Source organism: Streptomyces flavotricini (genome assembly GCF_020639365.1).
In the GTDB taxonomy this organism is placed as follows: Bacteria; Actinomycetota; Actinomycetes; order Streptomycetales; family Streptomycetaceae; genus Streptomyces; species Streptomyces flavotricini.
Genome location: NZ_JAINUL010000001.1, coordinates 4,474,373 through 4,495,280, shown reverse-complemented (window position 1 = coordinate 4,495,280; position 20,908 = coordinate 4,474,373). Strand labels below are relative to the sequence as shown.

The 20,908-nt window shown below is 72.3% G+C and carries 19 protein-coding genes and 1 pseudogene; 11 read left to right on the top strand and 9 right to left on the bottom strand.

Translation table 11 applies throughout. The annotated features are described in order from the left end of the window. Window positions 1-110: 110 nt before the first annotated feature. Entirely contained in the window at window positions 111-1,796 is a 1,686-nt protein-coding gene (locus K7B10_RS20300; RefSeq protein WP_229337810.1) for a Stk1 family PASTA domain-containing Ser/Thr kinase, read from the bottom strand. Between the two features lie 229 nt (window positions 1,797-2,025). On the opposite strand from K7B10_RS20300, the gene K7B10_RS20295 reads away from it, so the two are divergent. Next, window positions 2,026-3,612: a protein kinase domain-containing protein gene (locus K7B10_RS20295; RefSeq protein ID WP_229337808.1), complete on the top strand. Its 1,587-nt coding sequence runs from the start codon at window positions 2,026-2,028 to the stop codon at window positions 3,610-3,612. Between the two features lie 14 nt (window positions 3,613-3,626). Here K7B10_RS20295 and K7B10_RS20290 read toward each other — a convergent pair whose 3' ends face one another. Together K7B10_RS20290 and K7B10_RS20285 are read right to left on the bottom strand one after the other, a co-directional pair. Beyond that, a complete protein-coding gene (locus tag K7B10_RS20290) occupies window positions 3,627-4,043 on the bottom strand; it encodes a pyridoxamine 5'-phosphate oxidase family protein (protein WP_229337806.1) in 417 nt (138 codons plus the stop codon). Between the two features lie 111 nt (window positions 4,044-4,154). Further along, complete coding sequence (locus K7B10_RS20285; RefSeq protein WP_229337804.1) at window positions 4,155-4,817, bottom strand: response regulator; 663 nt, start codon at window positions 4,815-4,817, stop codon at window positions 4,155-4,157. Between the two features lie 326 nt (window positions 4,818-5,143). Between K7B10_RS20285 and pdhA the strand changes: the two genes are divergently transcribed. The 5 genes from pdhA to K7B10_RS20260 all read left to right on the top strand — a co-directional run bounded on the left by pdhA (window position 5,144) and on the right by K7B10_RS20260 (window position 9,884). Further along, window positions 5,144-6,358, top strand: coding sequence for a pyruvate dehydrogenase (acetyl-transferring) E1 component subunit alpha (pdhA, locus tag K7B10_RS20280; RefSeq protein WP_229337802.1), 1,215 nt, complete (start codon window positions 5,144-5,146; stop codon window positions 6,356-6,358). Further along, a complete protein-coding gene (locus K7B10_RS20275) occupies window positions 6,358-7,338 on the top strand; it encodes an alpha-ketoacid dehydrogenase subunit beta (protein ID WP_030857582.1) in 981 nt (326 codons plus the stop codon). Before pdhA ends, K7B10_RS20275 begins: the two co-directional genes overlap by 1 nt. Window positions 7,339-7,372: 34 nt before the next feature. Beyond that, window positions 7,373-8,788 (top strand): dihydrolipoamide acetyltransferase family protein, encoded by a 1,416-nt coding sequence (locus tag K7B10_RS20270; protein WP_229345239.1) that lies wholly within the window; start codon window positions 7,373-7,375, stop codon window positions 8,786-8,788. A 116-nt stretch (window positions 8,789-8,904) separates the two neighbouring features. Continuing rightward, a complete protein-coding gene (locus tag K7B10_RS20265; protein WP_229337800.1) occupies window positions 8,905-9,075 on the top strand; it encodes a hypothetical protein in 171 nt (56 codons plus the stop codon). Between the two features lie 44 nt (window positions 9,076-9,119). Next, window positions 9,120-9,884 (top strand): hypothetical protein, encoded by a 765-nt coding sequence (locus K7B10_RS20260; protein WP_229337799.1) that lies wholly within the window; start codon window positions 9,120-9,122, stop codon window positions 9,882-9,884. A gap of 6 nt (window positions 9,885-9,890) precedes the next feature. Here K7B10_RS20260 and K7B10_RS20255 read toward each other — a convergent pair whose 3' ends face one another. Both K7B10_RS20255 and K7B10_RS20250 read right to left on the bottom strand, forming a co-directional pair. Continuing rightward, a complete protein-coding gene (locus tag K7B10_RS20255; protein ID WP_229337797.1) occupies window positions 9,891-10,307 on the bottom strand; it encodes a PPOX class F420-dependent oxidoreductase in 417 nt (138 codons plus the stop codon). A gap of 80 nt (window positions 10,308-10,387) precedes the next feature. Further along, window positions 10,388-11,608: a DUF1266 domain-containing protein gene (locus K7B10_RS20250; protein WP_229337795.1), complete on the bottom strand. Its 1,221-nt coding sequence runs from the start codon at window positions 11,606-11,608 to the stop codon at window positions 10,388-10,390. 292 nt (window positions 11,609-11,900) lie between these two features. Here K7B10_RS20250 and K7B10_RS20245 point away from each other — a divergent pair, with 292 nt between their 5' ends. The 3 genes from K7B10_RS20245 (at window position 11,901) to K7B10_RS20235 (ending at window position 15,477) form a co-directional block, all read left to right on the top strand. Next, the gene (locus K7B10_RS20245; RefSeq protein WP_229337793.1) at window positions 11,901-13,061 is read left to right on the top strand and encodes a ribosomal eL19 family protein; all 1,161 of its coding nucleotides are present in this window, start codon (window positions 11,901-11,903) and stop codon (window positions 13,059-13,061) included. A 169-nt stretch (window positions 13,062-13,230) separates the two neighbouring features. Next, window positions 13,231-15,126, top strand: a complete 1,896-nt coding sequence (locus tag K7B10_RS20240) for a C1 family peptidase (RefSeq protein ID WP_229337791.1) — start codon at window positions 13,231-13,233, stop codon at window positions 15,124-15,126. Window positions 15,127-15,144: 18 nt separating this feature from the next. After that, window positions 15,145-15,477: a protease inhibitor I42 family protein gene (locus tag K7B10_RS20235; protein ID WP_229337789.1), complete on the top strand. Its 333-nt coding sequence runs from the start codon at window positions 15,145-15,147 to the stop codon at window positions 15,475-15,477. Here the strand turns inward: K7B10_RS20235 and K7B10_RS20230 are convergent. After that, the gene (locus K7B10_RS20230; RefSeq protein ID WP_229337788.1) at window positions 15,443-16,636 is read right to left on the bottom strand and encodes a DUF418 domain-containing protein; all 1,194 of its coding nucleotides are present in this window, start codon (window positions 16,634-16,636) and stop codon (window positions 15,443-15,445) included. The two genes, K7B10_RS20235 and K7B10_RS20230, sit on opposite strands and share 35 nt — an antisense overlap. 145 nt (window positions 16,637-16,781) lie before the next feature. Between K7B10_RS20230 and K7B10_RS20225 the strand changes: the two genes are divergently transcribed. Together K7B10_RS20225 and K7B10_RS20220 are read left to right on the top strand one after the other, a co-directional pair. Further along, window positions 16,782-17,456 (top strand): GntR family transcriptional regulator, encoded by a 675-nt coding sequence (locus K7B10_RS20225; protein WP_229337786.1) that lies wholly within the window; start codon window positions 16,782-16,784, stop codon window positions 17,454-17,456. Next, window positions 17,453-18,847 (top strand): MFS transporter, encoded by a 1,395-nt coding sequence (locus K7B10_RS20220; protein ID WP_229337784.1) that lies wholly within the window; start codon window positions 17,453-17,455, stop codon window positions 18,845-18,847. Before K7B10_RS20225 ends, K7B10_RS20220 begins: the two co-directional genes overlap by 4 nt. A gap of 196 nt (window positions 18,848-19,043) precedes the next feature. Here K7B10_RS20220 and K7B10_RS40895 read toward each other — a convergent pair whose 3' ends face one another. From K7B10_RS40895 to K7B10_RS20210, 3 genes and pseudogenes are all read right to left on the bottom strand, one after another. Then, window positions 19,044-19,382 carry a helix-turn-helix domain-containing protein gene (locus tag K7B10_RS40895; protein WP_267502179.1) on the bottom strand — a complete coding sequence of 113 codons (339 nt, stop codon included), beginning with the start codon at window positions 19,380-19,382 and terminating at the stop codon, window positions 19,044-19,046. A gap of 129 nt (window positions 19,383-19,511) precedes the next feature. Continuing rightward, a pseudogene (locus tag K7B10_RS40890) lies at window positions 19,512-19,961 on the bottom strand (AraC-like ligand-binding domain-containing protein); the annotation flags it as partial. Window positions 19,962-20,060: 99 nt separating this feature from the next. Then, entirely contained in the window at window positions 20,061-20,891 is an 831-nt protein-coding gene (locus tag K7B10_RS20210) for a maleylpyruvate isomerase family mycothiol-dependent enzyme (protein ID WP_229337780.1), read from the bottom strand. Window positions 20,892-20,908 lie beyond the last annotated feature (17 nt).

The following is a 20,908-nucleotide window of genomic DNA, read 5'->3' as shown; positions in this document are numbered from 1 at the left end:
TCCCGAGCAGCCGAGATGTTGGGCTCAGGTTCACATATCGGGGCAAAACAGGCATCCCGGGCGCCCCATCGGGGTCACCGGGGATGCCGGGACGGACCAACCGCTCCGGACTACTGCGGATTGCCGGTCGACACGGTCAGCGTGTACTCCGTGCCTTCCTTGTCGATCTTCTCTCCGGCGCGGGGGCTCTGCTCCAGCACCGTGTCCTTGCCGTACACGGCCTCGTCCTTCTCGATGATCTTGTACTTGCCGCCGGAGGCCTGGATGCACGCCTTGACCGAGAGCAGGTTCTTGTAGGTCAGGTCCGGCGCCGAGTACTTGTTGGCGTCGTTGTAGGACTTCACCGGCTCCTTGCACTTGGCCGGGTCGATCGTGCGCGAGGTGTCCGGACCCTTGAAGCCGCCCTTGGCCGAGCCCGAGGCGGCCGCGGAGGCCCCCGGCGACGAGCCCGTGCCGTCGGCCTTGTCCTTGTCGCCGTTGCCGTTCATCGAGATCGCCGCGATCAGACCGCCGATGGCCAGCACCGCCACCACGATCGCGCCGACGACCACCGGCATGTTCCGCTTGTCACCGCCCCCGCCGGAGGCGGTCGAGGAGCCCGCCGGGGAGATCGTGAACGGCGCAGGGGTGTGCGGGGCGTACTGCTGCTGGTGCGGGACCGGCTGCTGCTGCGGCGGGTAGGCGTACCCGCCCTGCCCGTGCTGCTGCGCCGTCGGCGCCGCGGTCTGCGGTGCGTACGGGGACGGCGTCGGGGTGGGTGCGTACGGCTGCTGCACGGACTGGGCCGGCGGCGCCTGGAAGCCGGAGTCCACCGGCGGGAACACGGCCGAGCCGACGCCCGCGCCGCTCGAGCCCGTGTGCGCGCCCGGAACGATGGCCGGGGCCCCGGCGTGGCCGGCCGACATCACCCGCGCGACCTCGTCGCGCATGGCGGCGGCCGTGGGGAAGCGCTCGTTCGGGTTCTTCTTCAGGGCCCGCGCCACCAGGGCGTCCATCGCCGGGGTGACCGAGCGGTTGATGGAGGACGGAGCGACCGGCTCCTCCTGTACGTGCGCGTACGCGATGGCCAGCGGCGAGTCAGCGTCGAACGGGATCCGGCCGGTCAGCAGCTGGAACAGCATGATGCCGACCGAGTACAGGTCGGAACGGGCGTCGACCCCGCGCCCCAGCGCCTGCTCGGGCGAGAGGTACTGGGGGGTGCCGACGACCATGCCGGTCTGCGTCATCGAGGTGACCCCCGACTGCATGGCGCGGGCGATGCCGAAGTCCATGACCTTGACCAGGCCGCGCTTGGTCATCATCACGTTGCCGGGCTTGATGTCGCGGTGGACCAGGCCCATCTCGTGGCTGACCTCCAGCGCGGCCAGCACGTCGGCCGTCACCTTCAGCGCCTTGTCGGCGGGCATCGCCCCGTACTGGCGGATGTCCGCCTCCAGGACCGAGCCGAGGGGCTGGCCCTCCACGTACTCCATGACGATGTACGGCATCACCGCGGCGTCGCCCGCCCCGGGGCCGCTGAACGTCACTTCGCCTTCGCCCGTGTCGAAGACCGAGACGATGTTCGTGTGCGACAGTTTCGCAACAGCCTGCGCCTCACGGCGGAAGCGCTCACGGAACGACTGCTCCCGGCCGAGATCGCTGTGCAGCGTCTTGATGGCGACCTGCCGGTCGAGCGCCGAGTCGTACGCCAGGTAGACGGACGCCATGCCGCCCGCACCCAGCAAGTCCCTTAGCTGGTAACGGCCACCGGCCAGAGAGCCGCCCGCGTACTGGCCCTGAGTGCCGTCCTGGCTCATGACTGTTGCTTCCCCTCGGGATGTGTCCCAACGCCTCTGGCTGAGCGCATGTGGCGCCCAGTCTGCCGGAGGGCAAGCACACGTCAAGCCAGGTGCCCGTTCCGTGACCACGGGGGCACGGCGCGCCATTGTCCGAACGGCGACCTGTTCCGAGGCTGTAGCGTTCATCGGAGCACCCGAAAAGGACCTACCGCTGAGCGGCGGCCGAGAGAGACGACGGCGAGGACTGATGGCACCCGAACCCGAGGGAAACGGCGCCGGGATGGCCGATGGTCCTGAGCATTGGGGCGCCGGCGGCCTGGTCGGCGACGGCCGCTACCGGCTCACCCACCGCCTGGGCCGCGGCGGCATGGCGGAGGTGTTCGCCGCCGAGGACGTCCGGCTGGGCCGGACCGTCGCCGTGAAGCTGCTGCGCGCCGACCTCGCGGAGGACCCGGTCTCCAAGGCCCGCTTCACGCGTGAGGCGCAGTCGGTCGCCGGTCTCAACCACCACGCCGTCGTCGCCGTGTACGACTCCGGCGAGGACAAGGTCGGCCCCAACACCGTCCCGTACATCGTGATGGAGCTGGTCGAGGGCCGCACCATCCGCGATCTGCTGATCAGCGCCGAGGCCCCGGGCCCGGAGCAGGCGCTCATCATCACCTCGGGCGTGCTCGAAGCGCTCGCGTACTCGCACCAGCACGGCATCGTGCACCGTGACATCAAGCCCGCCAACGTCATCATCACCGAGACCGGCGCGGTCAAGGTCATGGACTTCGGCATCGCGCGCGCCCTGCACGGCGCCCAGTCCACCATGACCCAGACCGGCATGGTCATGGGCACCCCGCAGTACCTGTCGCCCGAGCAGGCGCTCGGCAAGGCGGTGGACCACCGCTCCGACCTGTACGCGACCGGCTGCCTGCTGTACGAACTGCTCGCGCTGCGGCCCCCGTTCACCGGTGAGACCCCGCTGTCGGTGGTCTACCAGCACGTGCAGGACGCGCCCGTTCCGCCCTCGCAGCTGCCGGAGGGCCAGCACATCCCGCAGGAGCTCGACGGGCTCGTCATGCGCTCCCTCGCCAAGGACCCGGACGACCGGTTCCAGAGCGCCGAGGAGATGCGCGGGCTGGTCCAGTACGCGCTCCAGATGCTGCACGACCAGGGCGCGAACACCGGCACCTGGAACACCGGTCCGGTCACCATGGCCCTGCCGCACGGACGCGGCGGGGCGGCGCAGACCACGGCGATGCCGATGGGCCAGACCGGCGGCCAGCAGCCGTACGGGGCGCACGCCACGACCTCGCAGTTCCAGCAGGCGATGGTGCCCCCGCTGAACCCGGACGACGGCTCCGCCTTCCCCGGCGGGGGCGGTTACGACAACCACGGCCACGGCGGCGGGCAGGGCGGCCGCGACGGGTACGAGGGCTACGACGACCGCGGCGGCAGCCGCTGGAAGCTGTGGCTGTTCGCGGTGCTGGCCATCATCGCGATCGCGGGCGGCGTGGCGTACGCCGTCAACTCGGTGTCGGGCAAGAACAATGACGACAGCACTCCGCCGGCCGTCCAGAGTTCTTCGAGCGGCCAGCAGAGCACCCCGTCCGACCAGCAGGTGACCCCCTCGCAGGAGACGCCCTCGACGCGTCAGTCGGAGGAGCACGTGCCGTCGCCGAGCCGCAGCAAGTTCAGTCAGAGCGCCACGCCGTCCACGTCGCCTTCGACCAGCCCGTCGGCTTCGGCGTCGAGCAGTCCGTCGAAGTCCCCGTCGAAGTCCGCGTCGCCGTCGAAGAGCGTGTCCCCGCCAGTGGACCCGCCGAATAACCCGTTGGAAGACCAGTAAGGGGAATTCGCAGCTCAGAGGGCGTGCTGGTACTCCCTGTCCGGATTTCCGGACAAGGAGTGCACGGTCACGAACTGGGGCTCGATGCGCATGTGGACGGGGTCGAAGACCGCGCCGTCCACGAAATGCGGAACCGGTCCGAACAGTTCCAGTTCCCGGGTGGTCGGCTCGACGACCTGGGCCGTTCCGGTGAACTGCACGGACCACAGGCGGGGGTCGGCGGAATTGAAGTTGTCGGCGCCGTAGGCCACCACGCTGCCGTTGCAGGCCTGGTGGTAGCCGAAGCCCGCGTGCATTCTCAGCACGACGTTGCCGTCCACCACGATGTGGCGGGCGAGGGCGAGGAAGGGCAGCGCGCGCATGCTGGTGGCCACCCTGCCGTACGGTACCCGGCGCAGCAGTTCGATGGCGTGGAGTTCCTCCGGAGACATGCGTCTACTGTCCGGTACGGACGCTCCGCCGAAAAGAGGAAGCCGCCCCGATGATCGGGGACGTTGGTCCCGAGTGAAACGGCCCGAGCGCTCGATCGGGTGCGGCGTCGGTCAGGCGCGCTTCTCGGCCTGCAGCCGGGCCACGTACGCCGCGGCCTGGGAGCGGCGCTCCATGCCCAGCTTGGACAGCAGGCTGGAGACGTAGTTCTTGATGGTCTTCTCGGCCAGGTGCAGCCGCTCGCCGATGACGCGGTTGGTCAGGCCCTCGCCGATCAGGTCGAGGATCTTGCGCTCCTGCTCGGTGAGGTTGGACAGGCGGTCGTCGCCCTTGCCGTTCTTGCCGTCGCGCAGCCGCTCCAGCACCCGCGCCGTGGCGACGGGGTCGAGCAGCGACTTGCCGGCCGCAACGTCCCGTACGGCGCTGAGCAGCTCATTGCCGCGGATCGCCTTGAGCACGTAGCCCGAGGCCCCGGCCATGATCGCGTCGAAGAGGGCCTCGTCGTCGGCGAACGAGGTCAGCATCAGGCACTTGATGTCCTCGTCGTGGGAACGGACCTCGCGGCAGACCTCCACACCGCTGCCGTCCGGGAGGCGCACGTCGAGCACGGCCACGTCGGGACGGGTGGCGGGGATGCGCACCAGGGCGTCCGCGGCGGTGCCGGCCTCGCCGACGATCTCGATGTCGTCTTCGACCGAAAGGAGCTCATGGACACCCCGACGTACCACTTCGTGGTCGTCCAGGAGGAATACCTTGATTTTTCCGTCTTCGCGCACGAACTCAGTTTCACACACTCACCCCTTCCCTGCCGTCGTTACCCGGGATAACGTGCCGTTGTTCCGGCCCCCTGCAAGGCTGTGACCAGTGGTTGTTCCCCGCCCTGCCGATTTACTTGGAAATCCAAGCAAAAACGCAGGTCAAGTGGGGTTTCGCAGTTATGCGGCGCACTGGGTAACGTGCATTGCGCAGGGCACTTGCCGGGGCACCTGTCACGCCCGAATCCGTACATGACGCGCACCCACCCTTGTGTGCTGGTACAGATCCGGGTGAGCCGCACTGGACCCCGGAGAACCCGGGAGCCGGACCGACGGAGGAGCAACACGTGACCGTGGAGAGCACTGCCGCGCGCAAGCCGCGACGCAGCGGCGGCACCAAGCGGGCGGCAGGCGCGGCGAGCGCCGCCAAGGCCCCCGCTGCCAAGGCTGCCGCCACCGCGCAGAACGCCGAGCCCCAGCTCGTACAGCTGCTGACGCCCGAAGGGGAACGGGTCAGCGCAGCGGACAATCCCGACGCCGCGGAGTTCCTCTCCTTCGTCGAGGACATCACCACCGAGGACCTGCGCGGGCTCTACCGCGACATGGTCCTGACCCGCCGTTTCGACGGCGAGGCGACCGCCCTCCAGCGCCAGGGCGAGCTGGGCCTGTGGGCCTCGCTGCTCGGGCAGGAGGCCGCCCAGATCGGCTCCGGCCGCGCGCTGCGCGACGACGACTACGTCTTCCCGACGTACCGCGAGCACGGCGTGGCCTGGTGCCGCGGCGTCGACCCGACGAACCTGCTCGGCATGTTCCGGGGCGTTAACCACGGCGGCTGGGACCCGAACACGAACAACTTCCACCTGTACACGATCGTCATCGGCTCGCAGACGCTGCACGCGACCGGTTACGCGATGGGCGTGGCCAAGGACGGCGCGGACTCCGCGGTCATCGCCTACTTCGGCGACGGCGCGTCCAGCCAGGGCGACGTGGCCGAGGCGTTCACCTTCTCGGCCGTCTACAACTCCCCCGTGGTGTTCTTCTGCCAGAACAACCAGTGGGCGATCTCCGAGCCGACCGAGCGCCAGATGCGCGTGCCGCTGTACCAGCGCGCCCAGGGCTTCGGCTTCCCGGGCGTCCGCGTGGACGGCAACGACGTCCTGGCCTGCCTCGCGGTCACCCGCTGGGCGCTGGCGCGGGCCCGCGCGGGCGAGGGCCCGACCCTGGTCGAGGCGTTCACGTACCGCATGGGCGCGCACACCACCTCCGACGACCCGACCAAGTACCGGCGGGACGAGGAGACGCAGGCCTGGGAGGCGAAGGACCCGATCCTGCGCCTGAAGACGTACCTGCTGGCCAGCGGCGGTGCCGACGAGGCCTTCTTCGAGTCGCTGGAGGCCGAGAGCGAGGCGCTGGGCAAGCGGGTGCGCGAGGTCGTGCGCGCCATGCCCGACCCGGACACCATGGCGATCTTCGAGAACGTCTACGCGGACGGGCACGCGCTCGTCGACGAGGAGCGCGCCCAGTTCGCCGCCTACCTCGCGTCCTTCGAGGAGGGTCACTGATGGCTGTCGAGAAGATGTCGATCGCGAAGGCGCTCAACGAGTCCCTGCGCAAGGCACTGGAGCAGGACCCGAAGGTCCTGATCATGGGCGAGGACGTCGGCAAGCTGGGTGGTGTCTTCCGCATCACCGACGGCCTGCAGAAGGACTTCGGCGAGGAGCGGGTCATCGACACCCCGCTCGCCGAGTCCGGCATCGTCGGCACGGCGATCGGCCTGGCGCTGCGCGGCTACCGGCCCGTGGTGGAGATCCAGTTCGACGGCTTCGTGTTCCCCGCGTACGACCAGATCGTCACGCAGCTCGCGAAGATGCACGCTCGGGCGCTGGGCAAGGTCAAGATGCCGGTCGTCGTACGCATCCCGTACGCCGGCGGCATCGGCGCGGTGGAGCACCACTCGGAGTCCCCCGAGGCGCTGTTCGCGCACGTCCCGGGCCTGAAGGTGGTCTCGCCCTCGAACGCGAGCGACGCGTACTGGATGCTCCAGCAGGCGATCCTCAGCGACGACCCGGTGATCTTCTTCGAGCCGAAGCGGCGCTACTGGGACAAGGGCGAGGTCGACACCGACGCCATCCCCGGCGAGCTGCACAAGGCGCGCGTGGCCCGCGAGGGCTCCGACATCACCCTGGCGGCCTACGGCCCGATGGTGAAGGTCTGCCTGGAGGCGGCGGCCGCGGCGGCCGAGGAGGGCAAGTCGGTGGAGGTCGTGGACCTGCGCTCGATGTCCCCGATCGACTTCGACGGGCTGCAGGTCTCGGTGGAGAAGACCCGCCGGCTCGTGGTCGTCCACGAGGCCCCGGTCTTCCTGGGCACGGGCGCGGAGATCGCCGCCCGCATCACGGAGAGGTGCTTCTACCACCTGGAGGCGCCGGTACTGCGCGTGGGCGGCTTCCACGCCCCGTACCCGCCGGCCCGCCTGGAGGACGAGTACCTGCCGGGCCTGGACAGGGTGCTCGACGCCGTCGACCGCTCGCTTGCGTACTGAGGAGAGCGTTCCCGTGACGATCCGCGAATTCAAGATGCCCGACGTGGGCGAGGGCCTGACCGAGGCCGAGATCCTCAAGTGGTACGTCCAGCCGGGTGACACCGTCACCGACGGCCAGGTCGTCTGCGAGGTCGAGACGGCGAAGGCGGCCGTGGAGCTGCCGATCCCGTTCGACGGCACCGTGCACGCGCTCCTCTTCGAGGAGGGCACCACGGTCGACGTCGGCCAGGTGATCATCTCGGTGCAGACGGGTGCGGCGGAGGCTCCCGCTGCGGCCGCTCCGGCCGCGGCCGCCCCCGCCGCAGTCGAGGCTCCTGCCGCGGCCGAGGCCGCCGAGGAGCCGGCCGCGGCCGCCCGCCAGCCCGTCCTGGTCGGCTACGGGGTCTCCCAGGCCTCGACGAAGCGCCGCCCGCGCAAGGCCGCGCCGGCCGCGCAGAACGGCAGCGCCCCGGTGGCGCCGCCGGCCGTACCGGCCCAGCCGGAGGCGGCTCCGGCCGCCGCGCTGAACGGCAACGGCACCGGCCACGCCGTCGGGGAGCGCCCGCTGGCGAAGCCGCCGGTGCGCAAGCTGGCCAAGGACCTCGGCATCGACCTGGCCTCCGTGGTGCCCACCGGCGAGGGCGGGGTCGTGACCCGCGAGGACGTGCACGCCGCCGCGGCGGCCGCGATCACCCCGCAGGCGGCGGTGCCCGCGCCGGCCCAGGCCGCACCGGTACCGGTCGAGGCCGAGGCACCGGTGGCCGGGGGCGCCCGGGAGACCCGTATCCCGGTCAAGGGCGTCCGCAAAATCACGGCGCAGGCGATGGTCGGCTCGGCGTTCACCGCGCCGCACGTCACCGAGTTCATCACCTTCGACGTGACCCGCACGATGAAGCTGATCCAGGAGCTCAAGGAGGACCCGGACCTCGCCGGTCTGCGGATCAACCCGCTGCTGCTCATCGCCAAGGCGGTGCTCGTGGCCATCCGCCGCAACCCGGACGTCAACGCGTCCTGGGACGAGGCGGCCCAGGAGATCGTGCTCAAGCACTACGTCAACCTGGGCATCGCGGCGGCCACCCCGCGCGGCCTGATCGTCCCGAACATCAAGGACGCGCACGCCAAGACCCTCGGCGAGCTGTCGACGGGCCTGTCCGAGCTGGTCGCCACGGCCCGCGAGGGCAAGACCTCCCCGGCCGACATGCAGAACGGCACCATCACCATCACCAACGTCGGTGTCTTCGGCGTCGACACCGGTACGCCCATCCTGAACTCCGGCGAGTCCGCGATCCTCGCGGTCGGCGCGATCAAGCTCCAGCCGTGGGTCCACAAGGGCAAGGTGAAGCCGCGCCACGTCACCACCCTGGCGCTGTCGTTCGACCACCGCCTCATCGACGGCGAGCTCGGCTCGAAGTTCCTGGCGGACATCGCGTCCGTCCTGGAACACCCGCGCCGCCTGGTCACCTGGGCGTAGCCCGGTCCTGATCCGGTACCCGGAGCCCCCCTCGCCACCGCACCGCGAGGGGGGCTCCGGCGTGACGCGAACGTCCTGTCCGGAAGCCCGTACCCCGGGGGATGATCACCGTATGAATGCGCCCGGCCGACCTCCCGGACGGCACGGAGACGCGCACGGTCCGCATCACCAAGGCGGCCACGGGCCGGCAGGAGGCGGCGGTGGCCGGCGGGACGCGCTCGATCCGCTTCTCGGCGGCCGGATCGCGGGTGACCCGGGTCCGGGTGGGGCTCCAAGGGGCGCTCTGACACCCGCAGGCGGTAGCCTCCCGGCCGGGGAAGGGGGGCCGGGAGTGGCCATCGCCGAGCTGCAGGTCTACTCCGTCGAGGAGGCCGACGTCACGGGCGGGGTGTGCGTGGTGCGGTGCCTCGGCGGGGTCGCGCGCGCCGGGCAGGTCTACGCCGTCGGGGAGTTGCGGCTCGGGCTGCGGCGGATCGAGCGGTACGGGCGCAGCGTGGCCTTCTTCGACGCGGGGCACGTGGCCAAGGTCCACCTCACCGGAGCCCTGGTGGCGCTGCTCACCCGGGGGCAGGTGCTGACGGCCGTCCCGCCCGGAGGGCACGCGCTGGAGGACATCGAGGCCTGGCTGGCCACCGACCCGCCGCTGCTGGACGAACCGCATCCGCTGACCCTGCGGACTCTGGCCGTGGGCCGGATGCAGGGGGACTGGCTGCCCGAGGAGACCCGGCTGCGCTGGGGCGGGGTGGCGCTGGCCGCGACGTACCGCAAGGCGGACTGGGAGGGCTCGCACCCGCTGGACCGCGCGGTCGAGGTGGCTGCCGTACGGGGCTACCTGATCGGGCAGTTCGGCCCGGGCCGCGGCGGCGACCCGGAGCGGCTGTGCCGCGACGCGCTGGCGCTGATCGACCTGACCCCGGCGGAGGCGGCCGCCGAGGCCCGCACCTGGCGCGACCTGCCGCGACCGCGCATCCAGCACCTGCGGCGCATCAAGCTCCTGCTGCCCTGGATGGCCCTCGTACGGCCCCACCTCGCGGACGGAGACCCGCTCGCGGTGGCGGTCGACGCCTGGTCGCAGGTCCGCCCGCAACTGCCGTAGCGCCGGCTAGCCGGCCTTGGCCGCGTTGCCGAGCACCTTGGTCGGGGTGATGCGCAGGACGAGGCGGACGTTCTCGGCGGGGGCCTCGGCGTACTCCTTGCCGCCGCCCGGCCCCATGTACTGCTCCGCGATGAGGACCGCCACTTCGCGGCCCGTGTCCTCGGTGACGGTGGCCGTGCCGCGGATCTCGACGTACACGAACGGGTTGGCGGTGTCGAAGACCGTCAGCCCGACGCGCGCGTCACGGGCGATGTTGCGCTGCTTGCGGCGCCCCTGCTCGGTGGAGATCAGCAGTTCGTCGCCGTCCCGCGCCACCCAGACCACCGAACTCTGCGGGCCGCCGTCGGGATTGAGGGTGGTGAGCACCGCCGGGTGCGGGGCGTCGAGCAGTTTGCGTACCGTGTCGTTCAGCGCAATGGTCATGCGGGCGAGGCTAGTTGGGGCTTTCCCGGGCCGTCCAAGCTTTCACCGCTACTGGGAAAAGTCGGCTGGCGGTGCTTCCGCTAGGTCCAGGGGATGTTGAGCCAGGGGCTGCCGGGATCGCTCATCAGGGCCTGGTGGGTGGCGGCCATGTCGGTGTACCAGTGCCCGTACTCCTCCTCGTCGAACTGGAGGCAGCGTCCCAGGATGAAGCCGGCGGAGAGGTCCTCCCAGGAGCGGTACGAGAGCCGGCAGACCCTCCCGGCCCTGACGACCGCGTCCTCGGCCTCCTGGAGCGTGCACAGGCGGGCGCCGAGGCCCCAGCGGGCCATCTGGGAGGCGCGCCCGTAGTCCCAGGCCTCGACGGACCGGACGAACCTGCCCTCGCCGAGGATCCCGTCGGCCCGGAAGCGCTGCTCGTAGCGCGCGATGCGGCCGATGACCCGCTGCACGCCGGCGACCTCCCCTTCCACCTCCGCGGTGGAGCGGGGCCGGGCGACGGTGACGCCTTCGGGGGTGATTTGGGGCTCGGCCGCCCGTTCCGCATTGGCCCGGAGGGTCGCCTCGGTGGCGTGCCTCCAGTGCTCGATGTCCACCGGCCCGGCGAACTCCTGGGCGAGGGCCGTGCGGATCCGCAGCGTGAACTCCCAGACCGCGCTGACCATGTCCGCCGTCAGCAGCCGCTCGGTGCCGAGCAGCCATTCCTCGCGGGTGGTGATGCCCCAGTACTCCTTGAGCTTCTCGCGTTCCTTCATGTAGCCCTCGCCGTGGTAGCCCAGGGCGTTCCAGAACAGTCCGTTGCGTACGGACAGGTGCGCGCCGCAGGCGAGCCCGAAGGCGGCGGGGCCGCGCAACGGGCCCCCGACGTGGAGGCCGTGGACCTTGTTCTGCTCCAGGCCGTACGTGGGGGCCCGGTCCCAGTGGGCGTTCCACACGGCGCGGTCGCCGGGACCGGCGGGCAGGAAGGCCTCGCAGGGGCTGCCGGGGTTGACGGCCAGGTACGGAGGATCGCCGGGTTCGAAATTGGCGGCGAACCAGGCGAGGCTCTGACGGCTGAAGACCCCGTCGGCGGTGGGGGCGGGCAGCATGCCCGCCGTGTACGCCACGTAGCAACGGGCACGGACCTGCGGGAAGTACGCGGGTTCGAGCAGGACCGAGGTGGGGTGCGCGTCCACGTACCCGCGGGCCATGGGGACGAACAGCCAGGCGCGGGCCAGGGCGTCGAAGTAGGCGGGCCAGTCGTTCCTGAGCTTGGCTTCGTACAGCTCTCGTTCTATGACGCTCGGTGCGATCCAGGTCCCCATACGGGAAACCCTAACGGGGCCCTCCGACGCCCTGCCCGGCCCGTACGGTCTTGCCGGCGGCCCGGCCGGGGCCCCCACCCCTCCGCGGGGTGATTACCCAAGGTGATGGCTTCACGAGGGTGCAGCACCGGCGGCGGAACGGAAGAAGGAGGCCATCCATGCAGGTAGAGGCCTTGTGGGCGGTGGTTTCGGAGATGCGCGGGCCGGTTTCCGGTTGCCGAATGTGACCGGGTGGCGGTGAGTGGACAGGGGCACACCCCCTGCCCCGCGACTCTGAAACAGGAGAGAGATCTTGCACCGCATCACCCGCTACACCCTCCCCGCCGCCCTGTGCGTGACGCTGATGTCCGTGTCCCCCGGTCTGGCCGGTGCGGCCGAGGCCCCGACGAAGGCGTCGGCGCCGGCGGCGAAGAAGGCCGCCCCCAGTGCCGATGCGCTGACCGCGCAGGTGGCGTCCCTCGGGGCGGCCGGCAGCCTGATCACGCCCGTGACGAACTTCCTCGGGGAGGTGCTGAAGTCCCCGGACGGCAAGCTCCCGGAGGCCGAACTGGCCGCGCACAAGCAGAAGATCGAGGCGGCGCTGGCCTCCGTGAAGAAGACCTTCGCGGCGGCGGCTCCGGCGGCCCCGGCGGCCCCCGCCGTACCGGAGGCGGTGGCCAAGCCTCCGGCGAACGTGCCGGTGGCCACCCCGGTGGTCCTGCCGAAGCGGCCCGCGGACGAGCCGCCGGCGTCGGTGGCGAAGCCTCCGGTGGAGGCTGCGAAGCCGCCGGTGGAGGCCGTGAAGCCGCCGGTGGAGGCCGTGAAGCCTCCGGTGGAGGTCGCGAAGCCGCCGGTCGAGGTCGCGAAGCCGCCCGTGGAGGCTGCGAAGCCGCCGGTGGAGGTCGCGAAGCCGCCGGTGGAGGCCGTGAAGCCGCCGGTCGAGGCTGCGAAGCCGCCGGTGGAGGCCGTGAAGCCGCCGGTGGAGGCCGTGAAGCCGCCGGTGGAGGCTGCGAAGCCGCCGGTGGAGGCTGCGAAGCCTCCGGTCGAGGCTGCGAAGCCTCCGGTGGAGGCTGCGAAGCCTCCGGTGGAGGCTGCGAAGCCTCCGGTGGAGGCCGCCAAGCCGCCGGTCGACGTGCTCAAGCCGCCCGTCGAGGCCGTCAAGCCCCCGGTTGACGCGGCCAAGCCGCCCGCCGCCGTCGCGCAGCCCGTCACGCTGCCGGCCGTCGCCCCCGTCGTCGCCGCGAAGCACAAGGCCGTGGACCGCGCCCGCGTGGATCTCGTCGCCGCCGCCGTCGACCACCTCAAGGCCTCCGTCGACGAAGTCGCCAAGGCCGCCGGCCCCTGCGGCTGCACCACCGACGCCAAGGCCAAGGCCACCGACGTCGTGAACGACCTCGGCACCACCGTGATGGCCATGTTCACCGGCCTCGGCCTGCCCGGCACGCCGGCCGCCGCCCCCGCCCCGGCGGAATAGGCCCCACCCGGCCCACCCCCGCCCCCGGCGTCCCTCCGACGCCGGGGGCGGACGGCCGTCCCGTACGACCCCCGTGCGACCGCGCGACCGTGCGGACACCCTTGACGCGCCCCGCCCCCCGATGGACGCTCCCGGGTCTGCACACCATGCTTGACGCTGGGGGGCGGTCATGCCGGAGCGGTCTGTCCAGACGGTGGGGGAGCTACGCGCGCAACTCGTATCGCGGCGAGCGCGCTGGTCCGTCATCGAACATCTCGCCGACGAGGAGCCCGTACCCCGGCCCTCCCTCGGCCTCGAACCCGGGGCGAACCTCACGCCCGCCGAGGAGATCGGCGCCATCGACCTGCGGGCGCTCATCGGCCACGAGAGCGCCAACCCGCACCTCACCCGCCGCCGGGCCGCCCACGGCCTGCTGCCCGGCACACCGGCGCCGGGGCCCGGCGCCCGTCCCGCCGCCGTCGACTGGCGCACCCGCTGGGGCTGGCCCTGGATCACCAAGGTCAAGGACCAGAACCCGTGCGGCTCCTGCTGGGCCTTCGGCGCCGCGGGTCTCGTCGAGTCGATGGCCCGCATCGAGCACAACGTCTGGGCGAAACGCTCGGAGGGGGACGTCCACGACGGTCTGAAGTCCACCTGCGGCCAGGGCTCCAACCCCGAGACCGCCCTCGACTGGGTCAAGGACAACGGCGGCCTCGCCGATCCCGACTGCTGGCCCTACTCCCCGCCCCCGCCCACCGTCCCGGCCGACCGCCGCGACGCCTGGCGCGCCGAGTACACGCCCAGCTGGGACCGGTCCGGCCGCACCGTCCGGATCACCGACTACGTCCGCCTCGGTGACGTCGAACAGCAGAAGGTCTGGCTCGACACCGTCGGCCCGCTCACCGCCTGCTTCGACGTGTACGACGACTTCTTCGGCCTCGGATCCGGCGTCTACCACCGCACCTGCGACCGCCTCGCGGGCGGCCACTGCGTACTGATCACCGGCTACGACGACGCCGCGGGCTGCTGGCTGTTCAAGAACTCCTGGGGGACGGGTTACCACGTCGGCGGCCACGGGCGGATCGCCTACGGCGAGGTCGACATCGACCGCTGGGCCAAGTGCGGCCTGCGCGGCACCAACATCGACCCGTGGAGCAAGCGCCGCCTGCACGCCGGCAACGTCTACGAGAGCGGGAACGGCCGCGCACACCGCAACTTCGAGCTGCTCACCACCGCCGCGGGCGGCGGCGGCCGGCTCCAGCACTGGTGGCGCGAGGGCGACGCCCCCTTCCCGTGGGCCCGCGCCACGTCGTACGCGAACGACGCCTCGGGCCAGCCCGCCTTCACCGGCACCACCTACAACCGGAACATGGAGTCCCTGCACGTGACCACCGGCGGCCGGCTGCGCCACTGGTACTACGAGCAGTCCGCCGGCGTCTGGCGCGACGGCGGCGCCTTCGGGCCGGGCGACGCCGCGATCGGCTCGACCCCGGCGTTCATCCAGAGCGACTACGGCAAGCCGGGCAACTTCGAGGTGGTCGTCCGCACCGCCGACGGCCGCCTCAACCACTGGTGGCGGATCAACGGCGCCCCCTGGACCTGGAACGATGGCGGCCGCTTCGCCTCCGACATCGCCCACTACGGGCCCGCCCTGGTCCAGACCCGCAGCCGCCACCTCGACCTCGTCGCCACCCGTACGGACGGCCGGATGCAGCTGTGGTGGCGCGATGACCCGAACGGCTTCGCCTGGCACCCGGGGGAGGTCTTCGGCAGTGCGATCACCTCCGCGCCCTGCCTGATCGAGGCCCAGTACGGGGCGGCCGACGAGGACACCGCCGGGAACTACGAACTCTGCGCGGTCGGCGCGGGCGGCCGCGTCGAGCACTGGTGGCGCGGCAACGCCGCGGGCTCCGCCTGGAACCGCAGTGCCGTCTTCGGCCACGACGCGCTCGCCGTCACCGGGATGCTCCAGGGGAGTTTCGGGTTCAACCTGGAGGTCATCGTCCTGCGCACGGACCGGCAGCTGCAGCACCACTGGCGGGACGCGGCGGGCTGGCACGAGGGGCCGGTGATCGGCCCCGTCTGAGCCGGGAGGTCTTCGCGGGTGGAGGTACGCAACATCACCCTCGGCGCCGGCGAGTCGTACGAGCTGCGGCTCACCGGGCGCGGGGCGCGGGGCTACGTGTGGACCTGGCAGGTCACGGGGGACGAGGAGGCCGTCTCCGTCAGCGACGTGAGCGGGCCACCGCCCCCCGCGCAGGTCCTGCCCGGCGCCCCGCTGGAGCGGACGTACGTCGTCCGGGGCCGGTGCCCCGGCGGGCGGGCCCGGATCCGCTTCGCGCAGATCCGGCCGCCGTACCCGCAGGAGGCCCCGTACGACGAGTTCGTCCTGGAAGTGGAGGTCACGGCCGCGGCCGACGCGGCCCGCGGGGACTGAGCGCCCAGTGCTGTACGGCCTCCAGCGGGCCCCGCTCGAAGCGGCGCAGCCAGAGCCGCGAGGCGGCGACCAGGACGAGGCTCACCCCCGCCCACAGGCCCATCACCCACCAGGGCCCGCTCCCGCCGAGCCGGTCGGCGAGCCCCAGCCCGATGCCGTAGCAGAGCAGCACGCAGAGCAGGTTCTGGCCGACGTAGCAGGACAGGGCGGTGCGCCCGACGGAGCCGAGGGCGCCCGCCCCCGGGACCCGGAAGCGGTCCAGGGCGCAGCCGATCAGGCCGATGTACCCGACGGCGATCAGCGGGGCGATGCCGTAGCGCCCCAGGACGAAGAAGTCGTTTCCGCCGAGCGCGGCGGCGGCGCCCAGCGGCAGCCCGATGCCGAGTCCCCACGCGGCCATCCGGACCCGGATCCGGCGCCCCCCGGCGCCCGCCGCGAAGGCGCCCGCGCGGTGCAGCCGGACGCCGAGGAGGAAGAGGCAGACCAGGAGTCCGAAGGTGAAGACGGGCTCGATGCGCAGGGCGAGGGCGTGGTCGAGCCGGAAGGAGACCTGGTCGAGGTAGCCGCCGTGGGCGTACAGCCGGGCCGCGGCGGGATCCGGGGGCTTGGGCCCGGAGTCCGTCTTGGCGAGGTCCCCGAGCGTCACGAGGCCGATCAGGGCCAGGTGCAGTCCGCCCGCGGTCCACAGCGCGACCCGCCGCACCTTCTCTGACCGGGCCAGCAGCCGGGCCACCAGCAGGGCGGTGACGGCGTACCCCATCAGCACGTCCCAGGCGAAGACCAGGACGAAGTGGAGGGTCCCCTCCAGGAAGAGGAACGCGGCCCGCCGCGGGTAGCGCCCGGGCCACGGCTCGCCGCGGCGCGCGGCGGAGTCGTACTGGATGGCCAGGCCCACCCCGAACAGGATCGTCAGCAGGGAGAGGAACTTCCCGTCGGCGAGGAAGCGGAAGACCGTCTCGGCGATGTTCGCGGCGGTGGGGTCGGCGAGCGGGTCGGGTGCGTCCAGGCCGCCGTTCAGTACGCCCCACTCGGAGCCGGGGGAAGCGAAGATCCAGACGTTGGTCATGAGCGTGCCGAGGATGGCGGCACCGCGCAGGACGTCGAGGAGGGGCAGCCGGGTCGCGGTCACTTCGGGGGCGGCGAGGGTGGTGTGGGCCATGACCTCAGCGTCCCGGCGCGCGGGACCCGTTGCGTCCTGCGGCCGGACGAAGCCCCGGTACATCCTTCGGTGCAGCCGTGCGGGACCGCTGTCCACATCCCGGACGGGGCGACCGGTGCACCCTTCATGTATCTATCCTGTGCGCATGCCGTCAGCCGCACCCCCCGCCGCCACCGCGCAAGCCGCCGTCCCCGCCGCCGAGCGCGTGTACCGGCACGTCAAGCAGGCCGTGCTGGTCGACCGCCGCTACGAGGGCGGAACCCTCCTGACCGAGGGCGAACTCGCCGACGCCGTGGGGGTGTCCCGTACGCCGGTCCGCGAGGCGCTGCTGCGGCTGGAGACCGAGGGGCTGCTGAAGCTGTACCCGAAGAAGGGCGCGCTGGTGCTGCCGGTCTCCGCGCAGGAGATCGCCGATGTCATAGAAACCCGGCTGCTGGTCGAGGAGTTCACCGTGCGCAGGGCGGTGCCGGCGCCGGCCGGCCTGCTGGAGCGGCTCGCCGAACTGCTGGAGGAGCAGCGCCGGTACGCCGCCGGGGGCGACCTCGCGGCCATGATGGCCGCCGACCGGGGCTTCCACGCCGAGATCGTGCGCAGTGCCGGCAACGCGATCCTCTCCCGCCTCTACGACCAGCTCCGCGACCGGCAGCTGCGGATGGGCGTGGCCCTGTTCCACGCGCATCCCGAGCGGGTGGAGCGGTCGCTGGCCGAGCACGCGGAGATCCTGGAGGCCCTGCGGGCCGGGGACGCGGAGGCGGCGGCCGCGACCGTACGGGGCCACGTGGGCCGGGTCGAGGCGCTGGTGCGGGGGACGGGCCGGTGAGCGGGGTCGGGCCGGTGGGCGGGAACGCGACGGTGGCGGGGAGCGGCGTCTTCCGGGATCCTCCGGGCGGCCGGAAGGCGGTGGCCGTCTGGTCCATCGGCGTGGCCGTCTACTTCGTCGCGGTGATCTTCCGCACGAGCCTGGGCGTGGCCGGACTGGAGGCGGCGGACCGCTTCCACGTCAACGCCTCCGCGCTCTCCACCTTCTCGATCCTCCAACTCCTGGTGTACGCGGGCATGCAGGTGCCCGTGGGGCTGATGGTGGACCGGCTCGGCACCAAGAAGGTGCTGACGCTGGGCGCGGTCCTGTTCACGGCCGGCCAGATCGGCTTCGCGCTCTCGCCCTCGTACGGGATGGCCCTCGCGGCCCGCGCCCTGCTGGGCTGCGGCGACGCGATGACCTTCATCTCCGTGCTGCGACTGGGCACCCGGTGGTTCCCGGCCCGGCGGGGCCCGCTGATGGCGCAGCTGGCGGGGCTGGTCGGCATGGCCGGCAACCTGGTCTCCACGCTGGTGCTGGCCCCCGTCCTGCACGGGGTCGGCTGGGTGCAGGCGTTCGCGGGCAGTGCGGCGGCGGGCGTGGTCGTGCTGATCCCGCTGGTGCTCTTCCTGGAGGACCACCCGGAGGGCCACGAACCACCGGCGCGCGCGGGAGGCGGGGGCTTCGTGCGCCGCCAGATCCGGGACTCCTGGCAGGAACCGGGCACCCGCCTGGGCCTGTGGGTGCACTTCACGACGCAGTTCCCGGCGATGGTGTTCCTGCTGCTGTGGGGCATGCCGTTCCTGGTCGAGGACCAGGGGCTGGAGCGGACCACGGCGGCGGGGCTGCTGACCCTGGTCGTGGCCTCGAACATGGGCTTCGGCCTCGTCTACGGCCAACTGATAGGCCGCCGCCAGTCGGCGAGGATCCCGCTGGCCCTGGGGACGGTGGGGCTCACGGGGCTGCTGTGGGCCTCGGCCCTGGCCTACCCCGGCCCGCAGGCCCCGATGTGGCTCCTCGTCACCTTGTGCGTCGTCCTGGGCACCTGCGGCCCGGCCTCGATGATCGGCTTCGACTTCGCCCGCCCCGCGAACCCGCCCGAGCGCCAGGGCACCGCGTCGGGGCTGACGAACATGGGCGGCTTCCTGGCCTCGATGACGACCCTGCTGGCGGTGGGCCTCCTCCTGGACGCCACCGGCGACAACTACCGGATCGCCTTCTCGTCGGTCTTCGTGGTGGAACTCCTGGGCCTGACCCAGATCCTGCGCCTGCGCCCCCGGGCCCTGGCCCGCGAACGTGCCCGGGCCGCGGCCCCGGCCCGGCCCGCGTCCGCGTCGGCCTCCGCGTCCGCCTCCGTGGCCTCCGCGGCGACGGCGGACCCGGCCGACTCCCCGCGGCCGACGCCCGCGTAACCCGCGCGCGGCGCCGCCCCTCGGAGCGGGCGCCGCCCGGGGCCGCTCGTGCGGCGGCCCGCTCGTGCGGCGGCGCGGCGCCCGCACCAGGCTCGCCGCGGGGGCCCGGCGGGACAGACCCCCGTCCAGTCCCGCCGGAGCCACCACCCCGGCGCAGTCACCGGCACCTGCACGGCACGGCCGACGACTGCCGACCCTACGGCCGCGCGAGGCCCCCGGATGTGCCGGGCGCGCAGGGCTCGTTGATCTTGCGCGCAAGGGCCTCCCGGACCGCCCGGTGCCGGAACTCGGTGGGGCTCGTCCCGTACGCCTCCCGGAACGTCCGGCTGAACACGGAGGCGTTGGTGAACCCCCACCGCCTGGCCATGGTGTGCACCGGGCTGGTCAGGAGCGCCGGGTCCGCGAGATCGGCCCTGCACCGCTCCAGCCGGCGCCGTCGGATCCCGGCCGCCACCGTTTCGCCCCGGTCGCGGAACAGCTGCTGGAGGTGGCGCAGCGAGATGCCGTGCCGGGCGGCGACGGCGGAGGGGGTCAGCTCCGGATCGCCGAGGTTGTGGTGGACGAAGACCTCGATCCGCTCCAGCAGGGCGCGGGTGCGGGCTTCGGGCGAGAGCTCCTCCTGCGCGCCGAGGTGCCCGGCCAGGCAGGCGCCGACCAGGTCGTGGGCGACCGTACCCAGCCGGTTCAGCTCCGCCGGCCCGCAGTCGGCCGCGTGCGCCGCCAGCGACCTCATGTACTGGGCGAGGATCGCCCCCATGCCGTGGCCGCCCGCGATCCGGTGGGCCGGCAGCCGTTCGACCCGGGCACCGCGCAGAGGCATCGCATCGCGGGGGAAGGACAGGATGACGGCCCGCACCCGGCCCCCGTCCACATCCGGGACGGCGTCGGACTCCATCGGCAGCGAGGTGTCCCAGAGCACCATGTCCCCGGTGAACAGACCCGATTCGTTCCGGTTCTGGGCGAGCGACATGGCTCCGGTGGTCACGAGCCCCAGCTGGTACTGCTCGGGATCGCTGCGCCGCACGTGGGCTGCGGTGCGCAGGGAGTGCAGCGAGCTGAACTCGAAGGTGGACACCTGCACGCCGCCGAGGTCCAGGACGGAGGCCTCGGCCCAGAAGTCCCGGACGCGTTCACTGCTGTGGGAGCGGTTCTCGCCGGCGGCGCCTCGGCCGCCCGCCGGCTACGGGGTCACGGGGTCACGGCTCCAGCGGGGTCACGGGGTCACGGCGAAGTGGGCCAGGATCGCGTCCGCCAGCTCGGCGTCGCCCTCGACCTTCACCCGGTCCGCGACGGCGCCCGCGCGGACCCGCCCCGCCGCGAGGCGTACGTACGTCTCCCAGTCCGTCGTCAGCGTCACGGCCGGGCCCAGCGAGGGCGTCCCGTCCACCGTCCCGCGTCCCGCCGCGTCCACGCGTACCGTCCGCATGAACTCCACCGGCCCGTGGACGTCGATCACGACCGCCGAGTTCGCCGGTGCCCCGGCCAGCTTGGCGACCACCTTCGGCAGCCCGGCCAGCAGGATGTCCCGCGCCACGTACGCCCCCGGCGAGTCCCAGTTCCCCGGCACGCCCAGTGCCGCCCGCAGGTCCTGCTCGTGGATCCACACGTCGAACGCCCGCAGCCGCAACGCGTGCTCCAGGGTCACCTGGTCGCCCAGCGGGCCCCGCACCATGGTGGCCGGATCCCGCTTCTCGTTCCGCAGCTGACGGGACCGCCGGATGATCGTGTACTCCAGCTCCGAGGTCATCTCCGGCGCGGTGTGGTGGCGCCGGACGTCAACCTGGACCTCCATGTACCTGCTGAACTCGTCGACCACGTGCCGCAGGTCCCTCGCGACGGTGTGGATCGGCCGCGGATCCCCCAGCTGCTCGCATTCGATTCCGATGATGTGTGACACCACATCACGGACGGACCAGCCGGGGCACGGGGTCGCCCGGTTCCACTCGCCCTCCGCCAGGGGGAGGACCAGCTCGGATATCGCCTCGATGGAGTGGGTCCACGCGTCGGCATAGGGCTGGAGGCTGGGATGCGGCTGGACGGTCAACGGGACCCCTCGCGTGC